This window comes from Pseudomonas sp. HLMP (assembly GCF_046365545.1).
Lineage (GTDB): Bacteria > Pseudomonadota > Gammaproteobacteria > Pseudomonadales > Pseudomonadaceae > Aquipseudomonas > Aquipseudomonas guariconensis_B.
The window spans coordinates 3,264,357-3,280,858 of the sequence record NZ_JBDLLR010000001.1 but is presented as its reverse complement, the minus strand read 5'-3'; the positions used below and the strand labels follow the sequence as shown (position 1 = coordinate 3,280,858).

The following is a 16,502-nucleotide window of genomic DNA, read 5'->3' as shown; positions in this document are numbered from 1 at the left end:
CGAGGCCAGGAGGTGTGCCATGCGTTTTCCCGTTCTGCTGCTGATGCTGGGCAGCCTGGTCAGCACCCAGGTGCTGGCCGAGGCCTGCGAGGTCTTCACCCGCTCCTCCAGCGATGCGGTGACGCCCGTGGAGCGGCGCACCTGCTACAGCTTCAGCGACATGCCCGCCGAGGCCATCGCCTGGTCGTGCAGCAACGAGAGCAAGGAGATGGTCAATACCCGCAAGCACCCGGTTTCGCGCTGCGCCGATGGCAGCGTCGGCAGTTGCATCGCGCCCTTGACCCAGGAATCGCTGGCCAACCCGAAATCCATCGGTCGCGACCAGCCCCCGACCCACCCGGCGGTGCCCAAGGACGCCCGGGTCATCACCTACTACTACGACACCCCGAGCCTGGCTCAGGCCCGCACCGACTGCGAGCGCAACGACGGCATCTGGCAGACCCATTGAACCGAAGGAGAACGACCATGCCACGTGGAGACAAAGACAAGTACACCGACAAGCAAAAACGCAAGGCCGAGCACATCGAGGAAAGCTACGAGGCCAAGGGCGTGCCCAAGGACGAAGCCGAGGCGCGGGCCTGGGCGACGGTCAACAAGCAGTCCGGCGGTGGCGAGCGCAAGGGCGGCTCCGGGCAGAAGAAAAGCCCGCAGGCCAAGGAGAAGGCTCGTGAGTCCTCGGCCAAGCGCGCCGCCGCCACCCGCCGCGGCGTGCCACGGCCCGGCCAGCACCTGGAGGACATGAGCAAGGCCGAGCTGATGGACCGGGCGCGCAAGCAGAACATCGCCGGACGCTCGACCATGCGCAAGGCGGCGCTGGTCGAGGCGCTGCGCCGTGCGGCGTGACGATGGCCCCAATGCCTGCCCGCCGAGCGGCATTGGGGCTGCTTTGCAGCCCATCGCGACCCACAGGGTCTGAGTCGATCACGCATGATGCGGTTTGCAGGGCCAAAACGGGCGGCCCATCGGCTAGCCCCGCTTCTTCTTCACTCCTCCCTGTCGCGCCTTGAAACGAGGATTGGATTTGCAGATCACATAGATCCTTCCGCGGCGTTTGACTACCTGGCAATCACGATGACGGCGCTTGGCTTGCTTGAGTGACGATAGTACTTGCATGGGAGTCTCCGATTACGTAATAACATAACATTAACGCAAATCATTCCCATCTCGCAATCACCCCGTCACAGCGCATCCTTTGCCATTGCAAGATCCAATCTTCAACTACTTTCTATAGAGCTTTGAATACTTAATTGATTTATAAGTATTTTTTATCTGAATTACCCGCGAAGAGGACACCGAGCTGTATGGCACGGGCTTCGCCCATGTTCGCGCCCTCGAGGAAGACCGTCCCTTGTGCAACCTCAACCAGACCGTTGCGAGTGGAACACCAACGGCAACCCCTGGCAGCTGTCGACCACCCGGCCGCCATGCCAGGCAAGCTGACCGGACACCAGGGTGGTGGTCACCCGATGATGAAACCGATGCTGGATGAACGGCGTCCACTGACAGTGGGCCAGCACCGGATCGAGGGTGACGGCCCGAGGCTCGGGCAGGCGTTCGATCAAGACCAGGTCTGCCCAGTAGCCTTCGCGCAAATATCCCCTGCCCTGGATTGCGAACAGGTCAGCGACCGAGTGACTGGTCTTGCGCACCAGTTGGGCAACCGACAGCACGCCCTCCTCGACCAACTCGAACAGTGCCGGTAATGCATGCTGGACCAGCGGCAATCCAGCGGGCGCCAACGCGTAGGAGCGTTGCTTCTGCGTCAGTGTGTGCGGTGCATGATCGGTCCCGATGACATCGATACGGTCGCACTGCAGCGCCTGGCGCAGGGCATCGCGGTCTGCCCGGGTCTTGATGGCGGGGTTGCATTTGATCAGGTGCCCGAGGCTTGCATAGTCGCGGTCATCGAACAGCAGATGATGCACCACACTTCCGCGGTGATCCGCTTCCCCGCCACGGGGCGATGTTTTCGTCGGCCTGGACCAGCAGCTCGCGGGCAGAGACAGTGACCGGCAGTCCTTCATTGTCCAGCGCCCCCGTTGGCAGCCGAATATCCTCAACGCGAGCCATGATCTCGTCGGCCAGCTGGATGGTCGGATCAGCATCGGCCTGGCTAGGGCTGGCCATGTCGCGTTCACTTTCGGGAGCGACCCGAGCCTGCCACCGCCGTCCTTTCGGACCGGCGGTGGACAAAGCCTCGGTGCATTGGGGTGTCGGTTTCCCGACTATTGATGGGTCACTGGGCAGCTAATTCTTGCGACAACTCAGGGTGCTTAACAATCAGTCGCATCAGACATAGCACACCGCCAGGCGGCACGAAGCGGCCTTGCTCCCAGTCGCGAAGGGTGGCCACTGGTGTGGCGATACGTTCGGCAAAAGAGGCCTGGGTCAGACCAGAACGCTCACGCGCTTGACGCACCAAGATTTGCTCGGGCGTAGTGACTCGCCCGGCACCCATTTTCGCCTCCTTGAGCGCTTGACGCAGATCAGGTACCGCCTCACCCGCATCAGCCTCAATGGCCTTGGCAACAGCTTCAATATCAATGTCACGCATATCACACCACCTTGCTGATTTCAGCTGGGCTCATGTTGGAGCGCTCGGCCTTTGCATAGACCGTAACCAGCAACACGATTTCATCTTCTGTCAGGTGAAGTAAATCACTCTTGCACCGCCAGACTTGCCCGAGCCTGCGCGCGCCCAACGTACCTTTCTCGCCCCCTCTGCTCCGGGAATTACATCACCGGCCAAGGGGTTGGCTGCGATCCAATCGATGAACGCCACGCGTTCGTCATCACACCAAAGCTTGGCGGCGTTTTTTTTGGAATGTTGGCGTTTCGATCACTGTTCGCATAAGCCAAAAGTACGGGATTCCCGTACAAAGATCAATCAAAACCCTAGCCTCGGCTATTCACATCTCACTGACTGCCATATCGCCAAGCTGAACAGTCGTAACTGAACCTGGCAAATGGGCTCGCCGGGTGCAAACTCATGCTCATCCATGGAGGAGTATTGATTGAGCCTGCCTGCCGGCTCAGTCAGATTGAGCGGCGAACGCATGATTACTAGCGCCATGGCACAGCAAGCCTGTATGCAGCGTTCGATATCATGACCGGCGAGGTCATGGGCCGGATCACCCAGCGGCACCGGGCCAAGGAATTTCTGGATTTTCTCCGACAGATTGACCGCAGCACGCCAGCTGGGCTGGATCTTCATGTCATCCTGGATAACAGCTCGACCCACAAAACCGCTGCAATCAGGGATTGGCTGGAAAAACACCCGCGCTTCAAGCTGCACTTCACGCCGACCAGCGCGTCTTGGCTGAACGCAGTGGAAGGCTGGTTCTCGCAGTTGGAGAGACGGGCGCTGTATCGAGGTGTCTTCACCAGCGTTCCTGACCTGAAAGCCGCGATCCGCCAATTCATCACGGCTCACAACGAGCATTCGGCCAAGCCGTTCAAATGGAACAAGACGGCAGAGGCCATCATCAGCTCGGTACATATGGCAAAGCTGAGCGTGATGAAAAATAAGCTAATGAATAAGGACACCTTCGAAAGCGTCTCCCCTTAACCTGGTCTCAGATATCTAGGTACGAAGCAGGAAAGGCAAAGCCTCGGCTGGCTGTGCTGATGAAGCTAGCGGACGCACTGGACACGACTCCCGAAGCGCTGTCAGGTGACTCCTCCGATGACGAAGGTCGTGAAATCACACTGATGCTCACTGAAGAGGAATCGTCAAAGATTGATGAGTTCGCCGAGCAGTCCAGCATCAGCTTCAACGACGCCGTTCAGCAAATCATCGCGATGGGGTTGAAGATGAAGTACGACAAAAACCCAGACATGCTTGCTCAGCTTGAAGCTGAGATGCCAGGTGCGTACGAAAAGCTCGTTCAGCTTCTGAAAAAGCAGTAAACCAAGCCCGCCCAAGCGCCGCTCATTTTTTAACCAACGATTTTTCGCGGGTTCAGCTTTGCTTTCACCCAGGTCGTCAATGGCAAACGGAGTACGCACATGAAGCTACTGAAGAAAATGTCCACTGCTTTCCGTACCCGCAAAAAGTACACCTACGCGGAGCTGAGCGATTGGAAGCTATTACTGATAGGCATCCCTAGCTGCGCCGTAGGGGCCTACTACCTCTGGGTGTCGGGCAGCGTGACAGTGGAAATGCTCAACTGGTCACGAGACCATGCAATCAACCTCGACGCGATGCTTGCCGCTGGCTTTGTAGGTCTGCTCTGGCTAAGCGGCCTGTACTTCGCGACCGTCGTTCGCCGCTGTTACGACCTGATTGTCGAGAGAAATTTCCGGTAACCCCAAGCCCGGCCAAGCGCCGGGCCGCCCTGCTCCTGCCGAATCCACCCATATCCTTGACGAACTCCCGCCGAACGTTGCGTAACGCACCATTTTTGGTACACTCAACACATGAGTGAAATCCCACCAACATTGCACGTCAGTTTTTATCGCACGGAAGCGGGCAATGAGCCGGTGCGCGAATGGCTGACCGACCTGCCTCGCGATCACAAGCGGATGATCGGAACAGAAATCAAAACGGTCCAGATCGGCTGGCCAATCGGAATGCCAGTTGTCAGAAAGCTTGATAAAGGCCTCTGGGAGGTCAGGGTCAACCTAGTCGATACCATCGCCCGCGTGCTCTTCACCGTGGACGGGAACGTCATGGTTCTGCTTCACGGCTTCATCAAGAAGAGCCAGAAAACACCCGCGTCTGACTTGGAAACCGCCAGGCAACGCAAAGCAACACTAGAGAGGAACAAGCAATGAACCAGCACATCGGCTCCGATTTCGACGATTTCCTTGCAGAGCAAGGTCTCGCAGAGGAAGTGTCCGCTGCTGCCCTCAAGCGAGTCATCTCTTGGCAAATCGCTGAAGCCATGAAAAGCCAGAAGGTGACAAAGAAAGCCCTGGCTGCGCGCATGCACACCAGTCGTACCGCAGTGGACCGCGCACTAGACCAAGACGACCCAGGCATGACGCTGGCGACCCTAGCCAGCGCCGCTCGTGCACTGGGCCAACGCGTTGAGGTGCGACTGGTGCCGGAGCAAGAGGCTGCTCACGCATAACCTCGCCCTGCTCCAGTGAGCCCGGCCAAGCGCCGGATCTTTCCCACTCGCCCCATACACATGGACCCCATTCTATAGCTTATAGAATGGGGTCCATGTGTATACACGGCCAGCCCTACGGCAGCCTCTGGAGCCCAGCATGACCGAACCCACCCTCACCTTCAAATGCCTCGGCCACACTGAGCGCGTCGACGGCACGATCGCGAGCTACACGATTGAGGTGACCAGCTCGCGTAATGGTCGAGTTGAGGTACTGGAGGTAGAGCCCGATCACCTCGTCTCGGCCCGAAGCATGAAAGATTTCTCTTAAACCGATGCATGTTTTACTCGACCACTCAGAAGAAGCACACCGAGACCATGGCTGCGATGTTCGATGCACAGGACGCTGAAGCAGAGCGAGAGAACAGCCTCGACTAAGCCATCTCGTGGCGCGGCGACAGCTAGGCGCGGGCCGGCGCCAGACGCAAAAAGCCCAGCGCGGGGCTGGGCTTCAAACGATCAATCTTTCTTGGGGCTCGGAGCAGGTGGCGGAGCCTTCGGCGCCTGAGCTGGCAACACGTTTCTAGTCCGGTCAGGATTCACATTCATACCGTCATTGACATGATTGGATCCAGGCGCAGTAGCGTTGTGCCTCCAACGAACCGCCCCAGTCCGTTGCCGGAAAGCCCATGGACTGGGGCATGATGACCTAGGAGGTCAAATGCAAAACATAGAAAACCGTCTCACCGCTTTGGAGCAGGCTGCCAACACAGTATCGGCGGTGACTCTCAATACCCTCGGCGCGATCATTAACGAAATTACTAAGCTTGACTCCATTGACCGACAATCCCTATGGGAAAATCTGGAATCCTATAAGGCAACGCAGGTTCAGGGCGGTAATCAGGCCAACTACTTGGACATGCTGACCTTCTTGCAATCGCGAATTTTCTGAGTTCTGATCGGCGCCGTTGCGACAGCAACAGGCGCCTGCTCACCCAGGCCGATGCCGACGACTACAACATGGCCACTTTTGGTAGTTTCAAATTTAAGCTTCATGGCTACTCTCCTGCGGCCTATCCACCAGCGCGGGGCCGAGCACAACAGACAAAGACGCCGACCTCGCCGCCTTCAACGCCGCGTTCCAGAAGGCCATGGAAACCGGATGGGATGATCCCATCGACCTGGCCCTCCAGCTGTGGAACGCCCGGGGCGCCCTGGAGCGCAAGCCAGCGCTCGACACAAAGCTGATCGGCATCGTCCACACCCCGCTGGCTGAGTACGACGAACCCTGAAGGAGTACATCCGTACTCTTTTCTGCTGTAGCCCCTCTCCCCTCCATTCACTGCCGCGATATGGCGGCCAAGGAATCGACATGCTCGAAAGGACACCGATCAAGACGGAGGCCGAGTTGTGCGCGGCCTTCATCCAGTCGATGAACAAGCAGGCCGATTGGACTTGCTATCCCGAGGCTGCAGGCTTCGACATCCTCGCCGTGCACACCAGCGGTCGGCAGATCGGCATCGAGGCGAAGATGACCCTCAATGCGAAGGTGGCCGACCAGATCCTGCCGAAGGACTACGAAAACTTCTACGGCCGCCCAGGCCCTGACCACCGCCTGGTGATCGTCGGCAAGGCCAGCGATGCCAGTCACGGTATCGGCCGCATGCTGGGCCTGCTCGGTGTTCCGGTCTTGCTTCCCCGCTGGATGCATCGTGGCGGCGACAAGTCCGGATGGGAGTTCGATATCCGCTGCCTGAATAACCGGGACTGGATGTCTTTCTTCGTCAATGAAGAGTACCTGCACCTGTTCGACTGGAACCCGGCAGAACGTTGCCGAGTGCCAATGGTGGTTGGCGCGCATCAGGCCGGAGTCCCCTCGCCGGTGAGCCTCACACCCTGGAAGGAGGCCGCGCTACGGGTGATCGCCTTGATGCGCTCGCAGGGTCACATCGCGTCAAAGCAGATCCAGGAGTTCGGCATCAGCCCGACCGCCTGGACGCGACCAAAGGGCAACGACCCTGCTCCGCAGCGTCATCTCGCAGATTCAGTGGACTTCAGTAGGTGTGAAGCGAAACGCGATCATCAAGTTGTCGAGCGTATTCAAAACGGCCGTGCTGGACGGGCTGATCGCCAAGAACCCGACTGCTTCCCTGGACAAGCCAAAGGCCGTAAAGAAGGTCGTCGATCCATACACCAGGACCGAGGCGGAAGCGATCATTGCTCACCTTTACGGCAGCCTGCGCAAGTACTCCCAAATCTACGCAGCCTTCTTCGAGTTCTGCTTCTTCACGGGGGTTCGGCCTGGTGAGGCAATGGGCCTTCAGTGGGATGACGTCGATCTGGAGGAGCGAACTGCAGTCATACGCCGGATCATCATCAATCGAGCGCCACAAGAGCGCACCAAGACCAAGAATCACCGAACCATCCTGCTCAACGAGCGGGCGCTCAATGCCGTCAGCCAGGCCCGGCGAGTGGCAAACTTGAAGCGCATGGCTTCCAAATCGGCCAATCCGGTCAGCCCCTTCGTCTTCCAGCCAAGCAAAGGTGGGCTGTGGATCAACGAGCCAAGTGTTACAATCCGCCCCTTCAAAGCAGCGCCCAAGGCGCTGGACATCCGTGAACGCCGGCAGTACGACACCCGCCACACCTACGCACCCCTGTGCCTGATAGCTGGAATGAACCTCGCGTTCATCGCCAACCCGCTCAGCCACTGCGTCGAGATGTTGCTCTCTACCTACGCGAAATGGATCAGCTCCTCCTCGGACTGGAGGGAGCTGGAGAAGCTGCCGCCCCGAGTCGAATTGGCCCGAAATTGGCCCAAAACGCACGAGAGGGGCCTAAATACACCTCTGGAACCCCCGCAGGACAAGCACTTGATTTCTACCGCCAACATCACCATGCAATTCGGCGCCAAGCCGCTCTTCGAAAACGTCTCGGTCAAATTCAACAACGGCAACCGCTACGGCCTGATCGGCGCCAACGGCTGCGGCAAGTCGACCTTCATGAAGATCCTCGGCGGCGACCTGGAGCCGTCCGCGGGCCAGGTGATGCTCGAACCCAACACCCGCCTGGGCAAGCTGCGCCAGGACCAGTTCGCCTACGAGGAATTCACCGTGATCGACACGGTGATCATGGGCCACGAGCAGCTGTGGAAGGTCAAGGCCGAGCGCGATCGCATCTACTCCCTGCCGGAAATGACCGAGGAAGACGGCATGGCCGTCGCCGAGCTGGAAACCGAATTCGCCGAGATGGACGGCTACACCGCCGAGTCCCGTGCGGGTGAACTGCTGCTGGGCCTGGGGATTCCGCTGGAGCAGCACTTCGGCCCGATGAGCGAAGTGGCGCCGGGCTGGAAGCTGCGGGTGCTGCTGGCCCAGGCGCTGTTCTCGGATCCGGACGTGCTGCTGCTCGACGAGCCGACCAACCACCTGGACATCAACACCATCCGCTGGCTGGAAAACGTGCTGACGGCGCGCAACAGCACCATGGTGATCATTTCCCACGACCGGCACTTCCTCAACAGCGTCTGCACTCACATGGCCGACCTGGACTACGGTGAGCTGCGCCTGTTCCCGGGCAACTACGACGAGTACATGACCGCAGCCACCCAGGCCCGCGAGCAGCTGCTGGCCGACAACGCCAAGAAAAAGGCGCAGATCGCCGAGTTGCAGAGCTTCGTCAGCCGCTTCTCGGCCAACGCCTCCAAGGCCAAGCAGGCCACCTCGCGGGCACGGCAGATCGACAAGATCCAGCTGGCCGAGGTCAAGCCTTCGAGCCGGGTCAGCCCGTTCATCCGCTTCGAACAGACCAAGAAGCTGCACCGCCAGGCGGTGACCGTGGAGAAGATGGCCAAGGCCTTCGACGACAAGGTGCTGTTCAAGGATTTCAGTTTCGTCGTCGAAGCCGGCGAGCGGGTGGCGATCATCGGCCCCAACGGCATCGGCAAGACCACCCTGTTGCGTACCCTGGTCGGCGAGACGACGCCGGACGCCGGTGCGGTGAAGTGGACCGACAGCGCCGAGGTGGGCTACTACGCCCAGGACCACGCCCATGACTTCGAGGAGGACCTGAGCCTGTTCGACTGGATGGGCCAGTGGACCCAGGGCGAACAGCTGATCCGCGGCACCCTGGGGCGCATGCTGTTCTCCAACGACGAGATCCTCAAGTCGGTGAAGGTGATCTCCGGTGGTGAGCAGGGCCGCATGCTGTTCGGCAAGCTGATCCTGCAAAAGCCCAACGTGCTGGTGATGGACGAACCGACCAACCACTTGGACATGGAGTCGATCGAGGCGCTGAACCTGGCCCTGGAGAACTACCCAGGGACCTTGCTGTTCGTCAGCCATGACCGCGAGTTCGTGTCGTCGCTGGCCACCCGGATCATCGAGCTGACGGCGGATGGAGTGGTGGACTTCAGCGGCACCTACGACGATTACCTGCGTAGCCAGGGGGTCGTGGTCTGACCTCGTCCGGCATCGCTTGGTCGTGCCTGGGGCCGCTTGCGGCCCCAAGGCCTCAAGCCCCACCCGACTGACCGGCAGACGAAAAAATCGTTAGCCTGCTTTCTTTTCCATCCGGCACCCGCCATGATGGGCTCCTGCCCCACCGCCCACCCGCGAACGAGCCCATGACCGCGCATCAGCCCGCCCCCAGCAGCACCTTCGGCATCACCCAGCAGATCCTTTCGATCGTCTTCTATACCTTCATCGCCTTCCTCTGCATCGGCCTGCCGATCGCCGTGCTGCCCAGCTACGTGCACGACCGACTGGGTTTCGGTGCGGTGATCGCCGGGCTGACCATTGGCCTGCAATACCTGGCCACCCTGCTCAGCCGGCCTTTCGCCGGACGGGTGGCGGACGGCCTGGGCGGCAAGCGGGCGATCCGTTATGGCTTGTACGGCATCGCCGGTTGCGGCGTGCTGACCCTGCTCTCGGCCTGGACCCTCGCCCTGCCCTGGCTGAGCCTGTTGCTGCTGCTGGGTGGGCGACTGCTGCTGGGCATCGCCCAGGGGCTGATCGGCGTGGCCACCTTGAGTTGGGGGATCGGCCAGGTGGGCAGCGAGCACACGGCGCGGGTGATCTCCTGGAACGGCATCGCCTCCTATGGCGCCATCGCCATCGGCGCGCCGGCAGGCGTGCTGCTGGTGGACGGGCTGGGCTTCAGTGCACTCGGCCCGGCCCTGCTGGCACTGGCCCTGCTCGCCTTGCTAGTGCTGCGTACCCGGCCGAACGCGGTGGTCGTGCAGGGCGAGCGGCTGCCCTTCTGGTCGGCTTTCGGCCGGGTGGCGCCCTGTGGCCTGGGGCTGACCCTGGCGTCGATCGGCTATGGCACCCTGACCACCTTCGTCACCCTCTATTACCTGGAACGCGGCTGGGTTGGCGCGGCCTGGTGCCTGAGCGCCTTCGGCCTGTGCTTCATCCTCTCCCGGCTGCTGTTCGTCAACGCGGTCAACCGCTTCGGCGGCTACAACGTGGCCATCGCCTGCATGGCCACCGAGGTGCTGGGGCTGACCTTGCTGTGGCTGGCGCCCTCGCCGGCCTGGGCGCTGCTCGGCGCCGGCCTCACCGGCTTCGGCCTGTCGCTGGTGTATCCGGCCCTGGGCGTGGAGGCGATCAGGCAGGTGCCCAGCAGCAGCCGAGGTGCAGGGCTCGGCGCCTATGCGGTGTTCTTCGACCTGGCCCTGGCCATCGCCGGCCCGGTGATGGGCGCGGTGGCCGTGCACCTGGGCTATGCCTCGATCTTCTGTGCCGCCGCCCTGCTCGCCCTGGCAGGGGTGGGCCTGAGCCTGTTGCTCGCCCGCCGTGGCCGACGCTTGCAAGCCCCATGAAAAAACCGGCTGACGCACGAGGCGCCAGCCGGTTTTCTACAAGACCACGATCACGCGGCGGCGAACAGCTCGTTGGCGATCCGCGCCTGGGCGGCGTCGATGGCCTGGCTGCGCTGCTCCGGGCCGTAGGCCAGGCCATGGGCGCGGACGATCTCCAGGTCGGTGATGCCGATGAAGCCAAGCAGGACCTTGAGGAACTCCTCGTGGCCGACGCCAGTTGGCTGGCCATGGTGCAGGCCACCGGAGGTGGAGACCAGGATCACCTTCTTGTCGCCGCACAGGCCCTCCGGGCCGGCTTCGGTGTAGCGGAAGGTCTTGCCGGCGACGGCGATGCGGTCGATCCAGGCCTTGAGCTGGGTCGGCACGGTGAAGTTGTACATCGGCGCACCGATCACCACGGCGTCGGCGGCGAGGAATTCGTCCAGGGTTTCCTGGCTCAGCTTGGCCTCGAAGGCCTGGGCGGCGTCGCGCATGTCCTCGGGGGTGCCGGCGGCGACCAGGGTGGCGGCGGAGAAGTGGGCGATGGCGTCGGCGGCCAAGTCGCGATAGACCACCTCGATGCTCGGGTCGGCGGCTTTCCAGGCCTCGACCACTTCGCGGCTGAGCTGGCGGGAGGCGGAATTGTCGCCCAGGATGCTCGAATCGATATGCAACAGTTTCATGGGACTCTCCTGTGAATGAAGACCGCGGCGGTGGGCGATCACGATGGAGAGAATCCTATAGGCCCATCGAATGACTGATAAGCCTGCAAAAATGCATTAGTTTGTCCTATGTATGGAACGATGAGATACGCCAATGCAAGACTTCAATGACCTGTTCTACTTCGCCAAGGTGGTCGAGGCCGGTGGTTTCGCCGCCGCCGGCCGCCAGTTAGGCATCCCCAAGTCGCGCCTGTCGCGGCGTATCGCCGAGCTGGAAGAGCGCCTGGGCACCCGACTGCTGCAGCGCACCACCCGGCAACTGAAGCTGACCGTCGTGGGCGAGCGCTACCTGCACCATTGCCAGGCGATGCTGCTGGAGGCAGAGGCCGCCGACGAAGTGGTGGCGAGCATGAGCAGCGAGCCGCGCGGGCGCCTGCGGGTGTCGTGCCCGGTGGCCCTGGCCCATGCCTTGCTGCCAGAGGTCATCAGCCGCTTCCTCGCACAGTACCCGCTGGTACAGCTGGACATGGTCTTGCTCAACCGCCGGGTCGACCTGATTTCCGAGGGCATCGACGTGGCCCTGCGGGTGCGGGACCTGGGCGACGAAGAACCGGCCCTGGTCACGCGCCGGCTGCGCCAGGCACAGATGCAGTTGGTGGCCGCCCCGGGCTTCGCCGACCACCTGCAAGACCCGTCGGAGCTGGCCAGCCTGCCGGTGCTGGGGGCGACCGAGGCCGATCGGCTGGTGCATTTTCGCCTGATCGGGTCAAATGACCAGCAACAGGAAGTGGCGCTGGAGCCACGCCTGGCCATCGACGACTTCGTCGTGCGCAAGGCGGCCGTGCGCGCCGGGCTGGGCTTCACGGCCCTGCCGAGCATGTTCTGCGAAGAGGAACTGGAGCGTGGCGAACTGGTACGCCTGCTGCCTGACTGGTCGCTGCCAGGCGGGTGGCTGCAGGCGGTCTACCCTCACCGGCGTGGGCTGCTGCCGGCGATGCGCGTGTGGATCGACCACCTGGCGGCGTCGTTCGAGGGTTGTGGAGAGCGCTATGTCTAGGAAGATGACACCGGACGAAGTGGCGGCCTTCTGCCTGGGGCTGCCCGGGGCACGGGAAGACTACAAGTGGGGCGGTATCCGGGTGTTCTCGGTGGCAGGCAACAAGATGTTCGCGGTGCTCGACCTGGCGGGAGCGGGGTTGTCGTTCAAGGTGGCCGACGACCTGTTCCTCGGCTACTGCGACCGCCCTGGCATCCGCCCGGCGCCCTACCTGGCACGGGCACGCTGGATCAGCATGGCACCGCCCTACCCCATGGGGCGCGAAGAGCTGTGCGAGCTGTTGCAGCGCTCGCACCAGTTGGTGGTGAGGCGGCTGCCCAGGCGGTTGCAGGCGGGGTTGCTGATCGAGTGAGGGGGCTTGGGGACAGCTTTGCAGCCCATCGCCAGCAAGCCCCCACAGGTCCCTGCAAACCGCATCATGTGTGCTCGACTCACCCCGGTGAAGCAGTGCTGCTCGCAAATCCGAGCCCTGTGCCACTGTGGCGCCAAGCCGATCACGCATGGGTGGCTTGCAGGGCCCGTGTGGGAGCGGGCTTGCCCGCGAACAAGGGCGCAGCCCTTGCCATACACCGATGCTGTCAGAGCCGGCCCATCCGCCGGCAAGCCGGCTCCCACACGGGCCAGCGGTGTTCCCGAATCTGCGCCATGCACAGAAATCCGTGGGGGCTTGTCGGCGATGGGGACGACGCCAGCTCAACCACTAACGCCCATGAACCCCAGCCAGCGCCCGCCCAGCACCAGATGGTCGATCCAGAACACCTGGTGCAAGCCAACGATGCCCCAGAAGGTCAACTGATACGACAGCTTGCGCGTCTTGTGGCGGAACAGTTGCTGGGCCAGCAGAGCCCCCGGCCAGCCGCCGCACAGCTCACTGGCATGCAACACCTTCTCCGGCGTACGCCAGGCCTGGGTACGGGCCTGGTGCTTGTCCTGCCAGTAGAGCAGCAGGCTGACCAGGCTCACCGCTGGATAGAGCGCCAGCGGCAGCCAGGACTGCCCACTCCAGGCCATCTGCGCCGCGCCCAGCCCCGGCAGCAGGCACAATCCGGCCAACGCCAGCAGCTTCAGGCGCAGGTTGCGCACGCCCGCTGCCTCGCGGCCGGCGCCGCGCCGTGCCGCACTCTGCACCCGCGCCATGTCAGCCCTGCGCCGTGGCCCAGTCGACCCAGCCGAACTGCCAAGTCGCCAGGATCAGCAGGCCGAAGACGATACGGTACCAGGCGAACACCGCATAGCTGTGGTTGGCGATGAACTTGAGCAGGCCACGCACGGCGATCATGGCGAAGATGAACGAGACCACGAAGCCGATGGCGAACACCGGCAGGTCGTCCGGCTGGAACAGCTCGCGGTACTTGTAGCCCGAATACACCGCAGCACCCACCATGGTCGGCATCGCCAGGAAGAACGAGAACTCGGTGGCGGCCTTGCGCGACAGGCCGAACAGCAGCCCGCCGATGATCGTCGAGCCCGAGCGCGAGGTCCCTGGGATCATGGCCAGGCACTGGACGAAGCCGATCTTCAAGGCATGGCTCCAGCGCATGTCGTCGACATGGTCGACCTCGATGCGATGCTCGCGTCGCTCGGCCCAGAGCATGATCACCCCGCCCAGCACCAGGGCCGCGGCCACGGTGATCGGGTTGAACAGGTAGGCGTGAATCAGGTCGGCGAACAGCACCCCCAGCACCACCGCCGGCAGGAAGGCCAGCAGCAGGTTGCTGGTGAAACGGCGCGCCGTGGGCTGGCTCGACAGGCCAAGCACCACGTCGAAGATCTTGCGGCGAAACTCCCACACCACCGCCAGGATCGCCCCCAGCTGGATGATGATGTTGAAGGCCATGGCGCGCTCGCCACCGAAGCCGATCAGGTCGGCCACGATGATCTGGTGGCCGGTACTGGAGATCGGCAGAAACTCCGTCAATCCCTCGACGATCCCCAAGATGATTGCCTGGAAGGCATTCCAAAAATCCATCGTTCCCCCAATGAGGCACTGCGGCGTGCAGGCCCCTTGTTCTTGATTTGCTTATGAATTGCCGCGCACGGCCCGGCTGTATTACAGCGACAGTCGATCGCCAAGCCAGTGGAAAAGTTCGGCGAGCCTAAAGGTTTCATCTTGCGCGGCCGAGATCCTATCAGAGCGGCCTGCCAATGGCTTGTGCCGCATGCAACACGGATCGCCGCGCCAGGCACTTAGCCCTTGGTCGAGTGTGTGGCCGCCGCGAAAGCGTGCTTGGATGCGCCTGATAACAAGAACGAATACGGGAGTGAGCACTCATGAAGACCCTGAGGTCGATGTCGATCAGCCGGCGCCTGTCGTTGATCCTGGTGGTGGCGGTGGCCATGCTGGTGATCCTCGGCCTGCTGATGTTGCGCCAGTTGCACGGCAGCCTGTACCAGGCCAAGGCCGAGAAGACCCGCCACGTGGTGCAGACCGCCGCCGGCGTGCTGGCCTACTACCAGGGCCTGGAAGCGGCCGGCACGCTGGGCCGCGAGGCCGCCCAGCAACAGGCGTTGCAGGTGATACGCGGCCTGCGCTACGACAAGGACGACTATTTCTGGATCAATGACCTGGGGCCGAGGATGGTCATGCATCCCGTCAACCCCAAGCTCGACGGCCAGGACCTCTCCGCCGTCCGCGACCCCGACGGCTTCGCCGTGTTCAACGAGATGGTCGCCCTGGCCCGCAGCCAGGGCGCAGGCCCGGTCGACTACCGCTGGCCCAAGCCCGGCGCCAGCGAGGCCGTGGCCAAAACCTCCTACATCCAACTGTTCGAGCCTTGGGGCTGGATCATCGGCTCGGGCGTGTACATCGATGACGTGCAGGCCGAATTCGCCCGCCAGGTGCGCGATGCGTCCCTGGTGGGCCTGGGGATCGCCCTGCTGATGGCCCTGCTGGTCGTGCTCATCGCCCGCAGCATCGCCCGCCCGTTGCAGGAGGCGGTGCACGCCATGGGCAACATCGCCAGCGGCGAGAGCGACCTGACCCGGCGCCTGGACACCCATGGCCGCGACGAGATCACCCACCTGGGCGAGCACTTCAATCACTTCAACGGCAAGCTGCAGGGCGTGGTCGGCCAACTGCAGGGGGCCGCCCATGCCCTGGCCCAGTCCGCCAGCCACGTCGGCGACAACGCAGGCTCCGCCCAGGAGCGCAGCGCCCAGCAGTCGCTGCAGATGGACCAGGTCGCCACCGCTGTCAACGAAGTCACCTACGCCGTGCAGGACGTGGCCAAGACCGCCGAACAGGCCGCCAGCGAGATGCGCGCCGCGCAACAGCAGGTCGGCCACGGCCAGCAGGCGATCCACGGCAGCCTGCAGCAGATCGACCGGCTTTCGACCACGATCGACCAGGCAGTCCAGGTGATCCGTGAACTGGCCGGGCACAGCACCCGGATCGGCGGCGTGCTGGAAGTGATCCGCTCGATCGCCGAACAGACCAACCTGCTCGCCCTCAATGCCGCCATCGAGGCGGCTCGCGCCGGCGAGCAGGGCCGTGGCTTCGCCGTGGTCGCCGACGAGGTGCGCCTGCTGGCCCAGCGCACCGCGCAGTCGACCGCCGAGATCCAGACCATGATCGAGCACCTGCAAGGCCAGTCGGAAGCGGCGGTCAGGGCCATCGACACCAGCGCCGAGGCCTCGCGCCAGACCGTCGAGCAGGCCCGCGAAGCCGGCAGCAGCCTGGACGCGATCAGCCAGGCGCTGCACAACCTGACCGCGCTCAATGCCTCGATCGCCAGCGCGACCTTGCAGCAGTCCCATGTGGTCGAAGAGATCAACCGCAATGTCCTCGATACCGCCGGGTTGTCCCAGCAGACCGCCGAGGCGGCGTTGCAGTCGCGCGATGCCGGGGCGGCCCTGGCGCGGCTGAGCGAGGAGTTGGAGCAGTTGCTGCGCCAGTTTCGGGTCTGAGCCTTGTAGCCTGGGGCCGC

General features: G+C 62.7%; 20 protein-coding genes and 4 pseudogenes. 18 read left to right on the top strand and 6 right to left on the bottom strand.

The features are described from left to right. Window positions 1-19: 19 nt before the first annotated feature. The gene (locus tag ABFA30_RS15305; protein ID WP_225787738.1) at window positions 20-448 is read left to right on the top strand and encodes a hypothetical protein; all 429 of its coding nucleotides are present in this window, start codon (window positions 20-22) and stop codon (window positions 446-448) included. Window positions 449-465: 17 nt separating this feature from the next. After that, window positions 466-843 carry a termination factor Rho gene (locus ABFA30_RS15300; RefSeq protein ID WP_410045631.1) on the top strand — a complete coding sequence of 126 codons (378 nt, stop codon included), beginning with the start codon at window positions 466-468 and terminating at the stop codon, window positions 841-843. A 123-nt stretch (window positions 844-966) separates the two neighbouring features. On the opposite strand, the gene ykgO is transcribed toward ABFA30_RS15300, so the two are convergent. The 3 genes and pseudogenes from ykgO to ABFA30_RS15285 all read right to left on the bottom strand — a co-directional run bounded on the left by ykgO (window position 967) and on the right by ABFA30_RS15285 (window position 2,554). After that, complete coding sequence (gene ykgO / locus ABFA30_RS15295; RefSeq protein ID WP_023632134.1) at window positions 967-1,113, bottom strand: type B 50S ribosomal protein L36; 147 nt, start codon at window positions 1,111-1,113, stop codon at window positions 967-969. A gap of 245 nt (window positions 1,114-1,358) precedes the next feature. Beyond that, window positions 1,359-1,963, bottom strand: a pseudogene (locus tag ABFA30_RS15290) (amidohydrolase family protein); the annotation flags it as partial. A 273-nt stretch (window positions 1,964-2,236) separates the two neighbouring features. Further along, entirely contained in the window at window positions 2,237-2,554 is a 318-nt protein-coding gene (locus tag ABFA30_RS15285; RefSeq protein WP_368816669.1) for a helix-turn-helix domain-containing protein, read from the bottom strand. A gap of 474 nt (window positions 2,555-3,028) precedes the next feature. Here ABFA30_RS15285 and ABFA30_RS15280 point away from each other — a divergent pair. From ABFA30_RS15280 to ABFA30_RS15225, 12 genes and pseudogenes are all read left to right on the top strand, one after another. Continuing rightward, a pseudogene (locus ABFA30_RS15280) lies at window positions 3,029-3,568 on the top strand (IS630 family transposase); the annotation flags it as partial. An 11-nt stretch (window positions 3,569-3,579) separates the two neighbouring features. After that, window positions 3,580-3,909, top strand: coding sequence for a helix-turn-helix domain-containing protein (locus tag ABFA30_RS15275; RefSeq protein ID WP_368816671.1), 330 nt, complete (start codon window positions 3,580-3,582; stop codon window positions 3,907-3,909). A gap of 99 nt (window positions 3,910-4,008) precedes the next feature. Then, window positions 4,009-4,308, top strand: coding sequence for a hypothetical protein (locus tag ABFA30_RS15270; RefSeq protein ID WP_368816668.1), 300 nt, complete (start codon window positions 4,009-4,011; stop codon window positions 4,306-4,308). A 111-nt stretch (window positions 4,309-4,419) separates the two neighbouring features. Next, entirely contained in the window at window positions 4,420-4,776 is a 357-nt protein-coding gene (locus ABFA30_RS15265) for a type II toxin-antitoxin system RelE/ParE family toxin (protein ID WP_225787733.1), read from the top strand. Continuing rightward, window positions 4,773-5,075: an XRE family transcriptional regulator gene (locus tag ABFA30_RS15260; RefSeq protein WP_186663749.1), complete on the top strand. Its 303-nt coding sequence runs from the start codon at window positions 4,773-4,775 to the stop codon at window positions 5,073-5,075. The genes ABFA30_RS15265 and ABFA30_RS15260 overlap by 4 nt, the downstream gene beginning before the upstream one ends. 139 nt (window positions 5,076-5,214) lie before the next feature. Further along, entirely contained in the window at window positions 5,215-5,385 is a 171-nt protein-coding gene (locus tag ABFA30_RS15255; protein ID WP_253080519.1) for a hypothetical protein, read from the top strand. 390 nt (window positions 5,386-5,775) lie between these two features. Beyond that, window positions 5,776-6,006, top strand: a complete 231-nt coding sequence (locus tag ABFA30_RS15250) for a hypothetical protein (protein WP_253102640.1) — start codon at window positions 5,776-5,778, stop codon at window positions 6,004-6,006. 199 nt (window positions 6,007-6,205) lie between these two features. After that, the gene (locus ABFA30_RS15245) at window positions 6,206-6,346 is read left to right on the top strand and encodes a hypothetical protein (protein ID WP_253081750.1); all 141 of its coding nucleotides are present in this window, start codon (window positions 6,206-6,208) and stop codon (window positions 6,344-6,346) included. A gap of 80 nt (window positions 6,347-6,426) precedes the next feature. Beyond that, window positions 6,427-7,362 carry a hypothetical protein gene (locus ABFA30_RS15240; protein ID WP_410045630.1) on the top strand — a complete coding sequence of 312 codons (936 nt, stop codon included), beginning with the start codon at window positions 6,427-6,429 and terminating at the stop codon, window positions 7,360-7,362. Then, a pseudogene (locus ABFA30_RS15235) lies at window positions 7,268-7,708 on the top strand (tyrosine-type recombinase/integrase); the annotation flags it as partial. The gene ABFA30_RS15240 and the pseudogene ABFA30_RS15235, both read left to right, overlap by 95 nt. Window positions 7,709-7,927: 219 nt before the next feature. Further along, a complete protein-coding gene (locus ABFA30_RS15230; protein WP_225787967.1) occupies window positions 7,928-9,514 on the top strand; it encodes an ABC-F family ATPase in 1,587 nt (528 codons plus the stop codon). A gap of 164 nt (window positions 9,515-9,678) precedes the next feature. Beyond that, window positions 9,679-10,878: an MFS transporter gene (locus ABFA30_RS15225; protein WP_368816356.1), complete on the top strand. Its 1,200-nt coding sequence runs from the start codon at window positions 9,679-9,681 to the stop codon at window positions 10,876-10,878. 50 nt (window positions 10,879-10,928) lie between these two features. On the opposite strand, the gene ABFA30_RS15220 is transcribed toward ABFA30_RS15225, so the two are convergent. Further along, window positions 10,929-11,540, bottom strand: a complete 612-nt coding sequence (locus ABFA30_RS15220; protein WP_225787731.1) for an FMN-dependent NADH-azoreductase — start codon at window positions 11,538-11,540, stop codon at window positions 10,929-10,931. A 133-nt stretch (window positions 11,541-11,673) separates the two neighbouring features. Between ABFA30_RS15220 and ABFA30_RS15215 the strand changes: the two genes are divergently transcribed. Beyond that, window positions 11,674-12,576 (top strand): LysR substrate-binding domain-containing protein, encoded by a 903-nt coding sequence (locus ABFA30_RS15215; protein WP_410045629.1) that lies wholly within the window; start codon window positions 11,674-11,676, stop codon window positions 12,574-12,576. Window positions 12,577-12,580: 4 nt separating this feature from the next. Then, window positions 12,581-12,928 carry an MmcQ/YjbR family DNA-binding protein gene (locus tag ABFA30_RS15210; protein ID WP_225787966.1) on the top strand — a complete coding sequence of 116 codons (348 nt, stop codon included), beginning with the start codon at window positions 12,581-12,583 and terminating at the stop codon, window positions 12,926-12,928. Between the two features lie 341 nt (window positions 12,929-13,269). Here the strand turns inward: ABFA30_RS15210 and ABFA30_RS15205 are convergent, their stop codons facing one another. Together ABFA30_RS15205 and ABFA30_RS15200 are read right to left on the bottom strand one after the other, a co-directional pair. Then, the gene (locus tag ABFA30_RS15205) at window positions 13,270-13,713 is read right to left on the bottom strand and encodes a DUF1294 domain-containing protein (RefSeq protein WP_225787729.1); all 444 of its coding nucleotides are present in this window, start codon (window positions 13,711-13,713) and stop codon (window positions 13,270-13,272) included. Between the two features lies 1 nt (window position 13,714). Further along, window positions 13,715-14,545, bottom strand: a complete 831-nt coding sequence (locus tag ABFA30_RS15200; protein ID WP_225787728.1) for an undecaprenyl-diphosphate phosphatase — start codon at window positions 14,543-14,545, stop codon at window positions 13,715-13,717. A gap of 302 nt (window positions 14,546-14,847) precedes the next feature. Here ABFA30_RS15200 and ABFA30_RS15195 point away from each other — a divergent pair. Both ABFA30_RS15195 and ABFA30_RS15190 read left to right on the top strand, forming a co-directional pair. Continuing rightward, window positions 14,848-15,609 (top strand): annotated as a pseudogene (locus ABFA30_RS15195) (cache domain-containing protein); the annotation flags it as partial. 138 nt (window positions 15,610-15,747) lie between these two features. After that, window positions 15,748-16,482: a methyl-accepting chemotaxis protein gene (locus ABFA30_RS15190; protein WP_410046047.1), complete on the top strand. Its 735-nt coding sequence runs from the start codon at window positions 15,748-15,750 to the stop codon at window positions 16,480-16,482. Window positions 16,483-16,502: the final 20 nt, after the last annotated feature.

Coding starts and splice junctions, on each gene's coding strand:
- ABFA30_RS15220 (WP_225787731.1), bottom strand. CDS start 11,540: ATGAAACTGTTGCATATCGATTCGAGCATCCTGGGCGACAATTCCGCC.
- ABFA30_RS15200 (WP_225787728.1), bottom strand. CDS start 14,545: ATGGATTTTTGGAATGCCTTCCAGGCAATCATCTTGGGGATCGTCGAG.
- ABFA30_RS15305 (WP_225787738.1), top strand. CDS start 20: ATGCGTTTTCCCGTTCTGCTGCTGATGCTGGGCAGCCTGGTCAGCACC.
- ABFA30_RS15255 (WP_253080519.1), top strand. CDS start 5,215: ATGACCGAACCCACCCTCACCTTCAAATGCCTCGGCCACACTGAGCGC.
- ABFA30_RS15265 (WP_225787733.1), top strand. CDS start 4,420: ATGAGTGAAATCCCACCAACATTGCACGTCAGTTTTTATCGCACGGAA.
- ABFA30_RS15300 (WP_410045631.1), top strand. CDS start 466: ATGCCACGTGGAGACAAAGACAAGTACACCGACAAGCAAAAACGCAAG.
- ABFA30_RS15285 (WP_368816669.1), bottom strand. CDS start 2,554: ATGCGTGACATTGATATTGAAGCTGTTGCCAAGGCCATTGAGGCTGAT.
- ABFA30_RS15215 (WP_410045629.1), top strand. CDS start 11,674: ATGCAAGACTTCAATGACCTGTTCTACTTCGCCAAGGTGGTCGAGGCC.
- ABFA30_RS15240 (WP_410045630.1), top strand. CDS start 6,427: ATGCTCGAAAGGACACCGATCAAGACGGAGGCCGAGTTGTGCGCGGCC.
- ABFA30_RS15245 (WP_253081750.1), top strand. CDS start 6,206: ATGGAAACCGGATGGGATGATCCCATCGACCTGGCCCTCCAGCTGTGG.
- ABFA30_RS15225 (WP_368816356.1), top strand. CDS start 9,679: ATGACCGCGCATCAGCCCGCCCCCAGCAGCACCTTCGGCATCACCCAG.
- ABFA30_RS15190 (WP_410046047.1), top strand. CDS start 15,748: ATGGACCAGGTCGCCACCGCTGTCAACGAAGTCACCTACGCCGTGCAG.
- ykgO (WP_023632134.1), bottom strand. CDS start 1,113: ATGCAAGTACTATCGTCACTCAAGCAAGCCAAGCGCCGTCATCGTGAT.
- ABFA30_RS15270 (WP_368816668.1), top strand. CDS start 4,009: ATGAAGCTACTGAAGAAAATGTCCACTGCTTTCCGTACCCGCAAAAAG.
- ABFA30_RS15210 (WP_225787966.1), top strand. CDS start 12,581: ATGACACCGGACGAAGTGGCGGCCTTCTGCCTGGGGCTGCCCGGGGCA.
- ABFA30_RS15205 (WP_225787729.1), bottom strand. CDS start 13,713: ATGGCGCGGGTGCAGAGTGCGGCACGGCGCGGCGCCGGCCGCGAGGCA.
- ABFA30_RS15260 (WP_186663749.1), top strand. CDS start 4,773: ATGAACCAGCACATCGGCTCCGATTTCGACGATTTCCTTGCAGAGCAA.
- ABFA30_RS15250 (WP_253102640.1), top strand. CDS start 5,776: ATGCAAAACATAGAAAACCGTCTCACCGCTTTGGAGCAGGCTGCCAAC.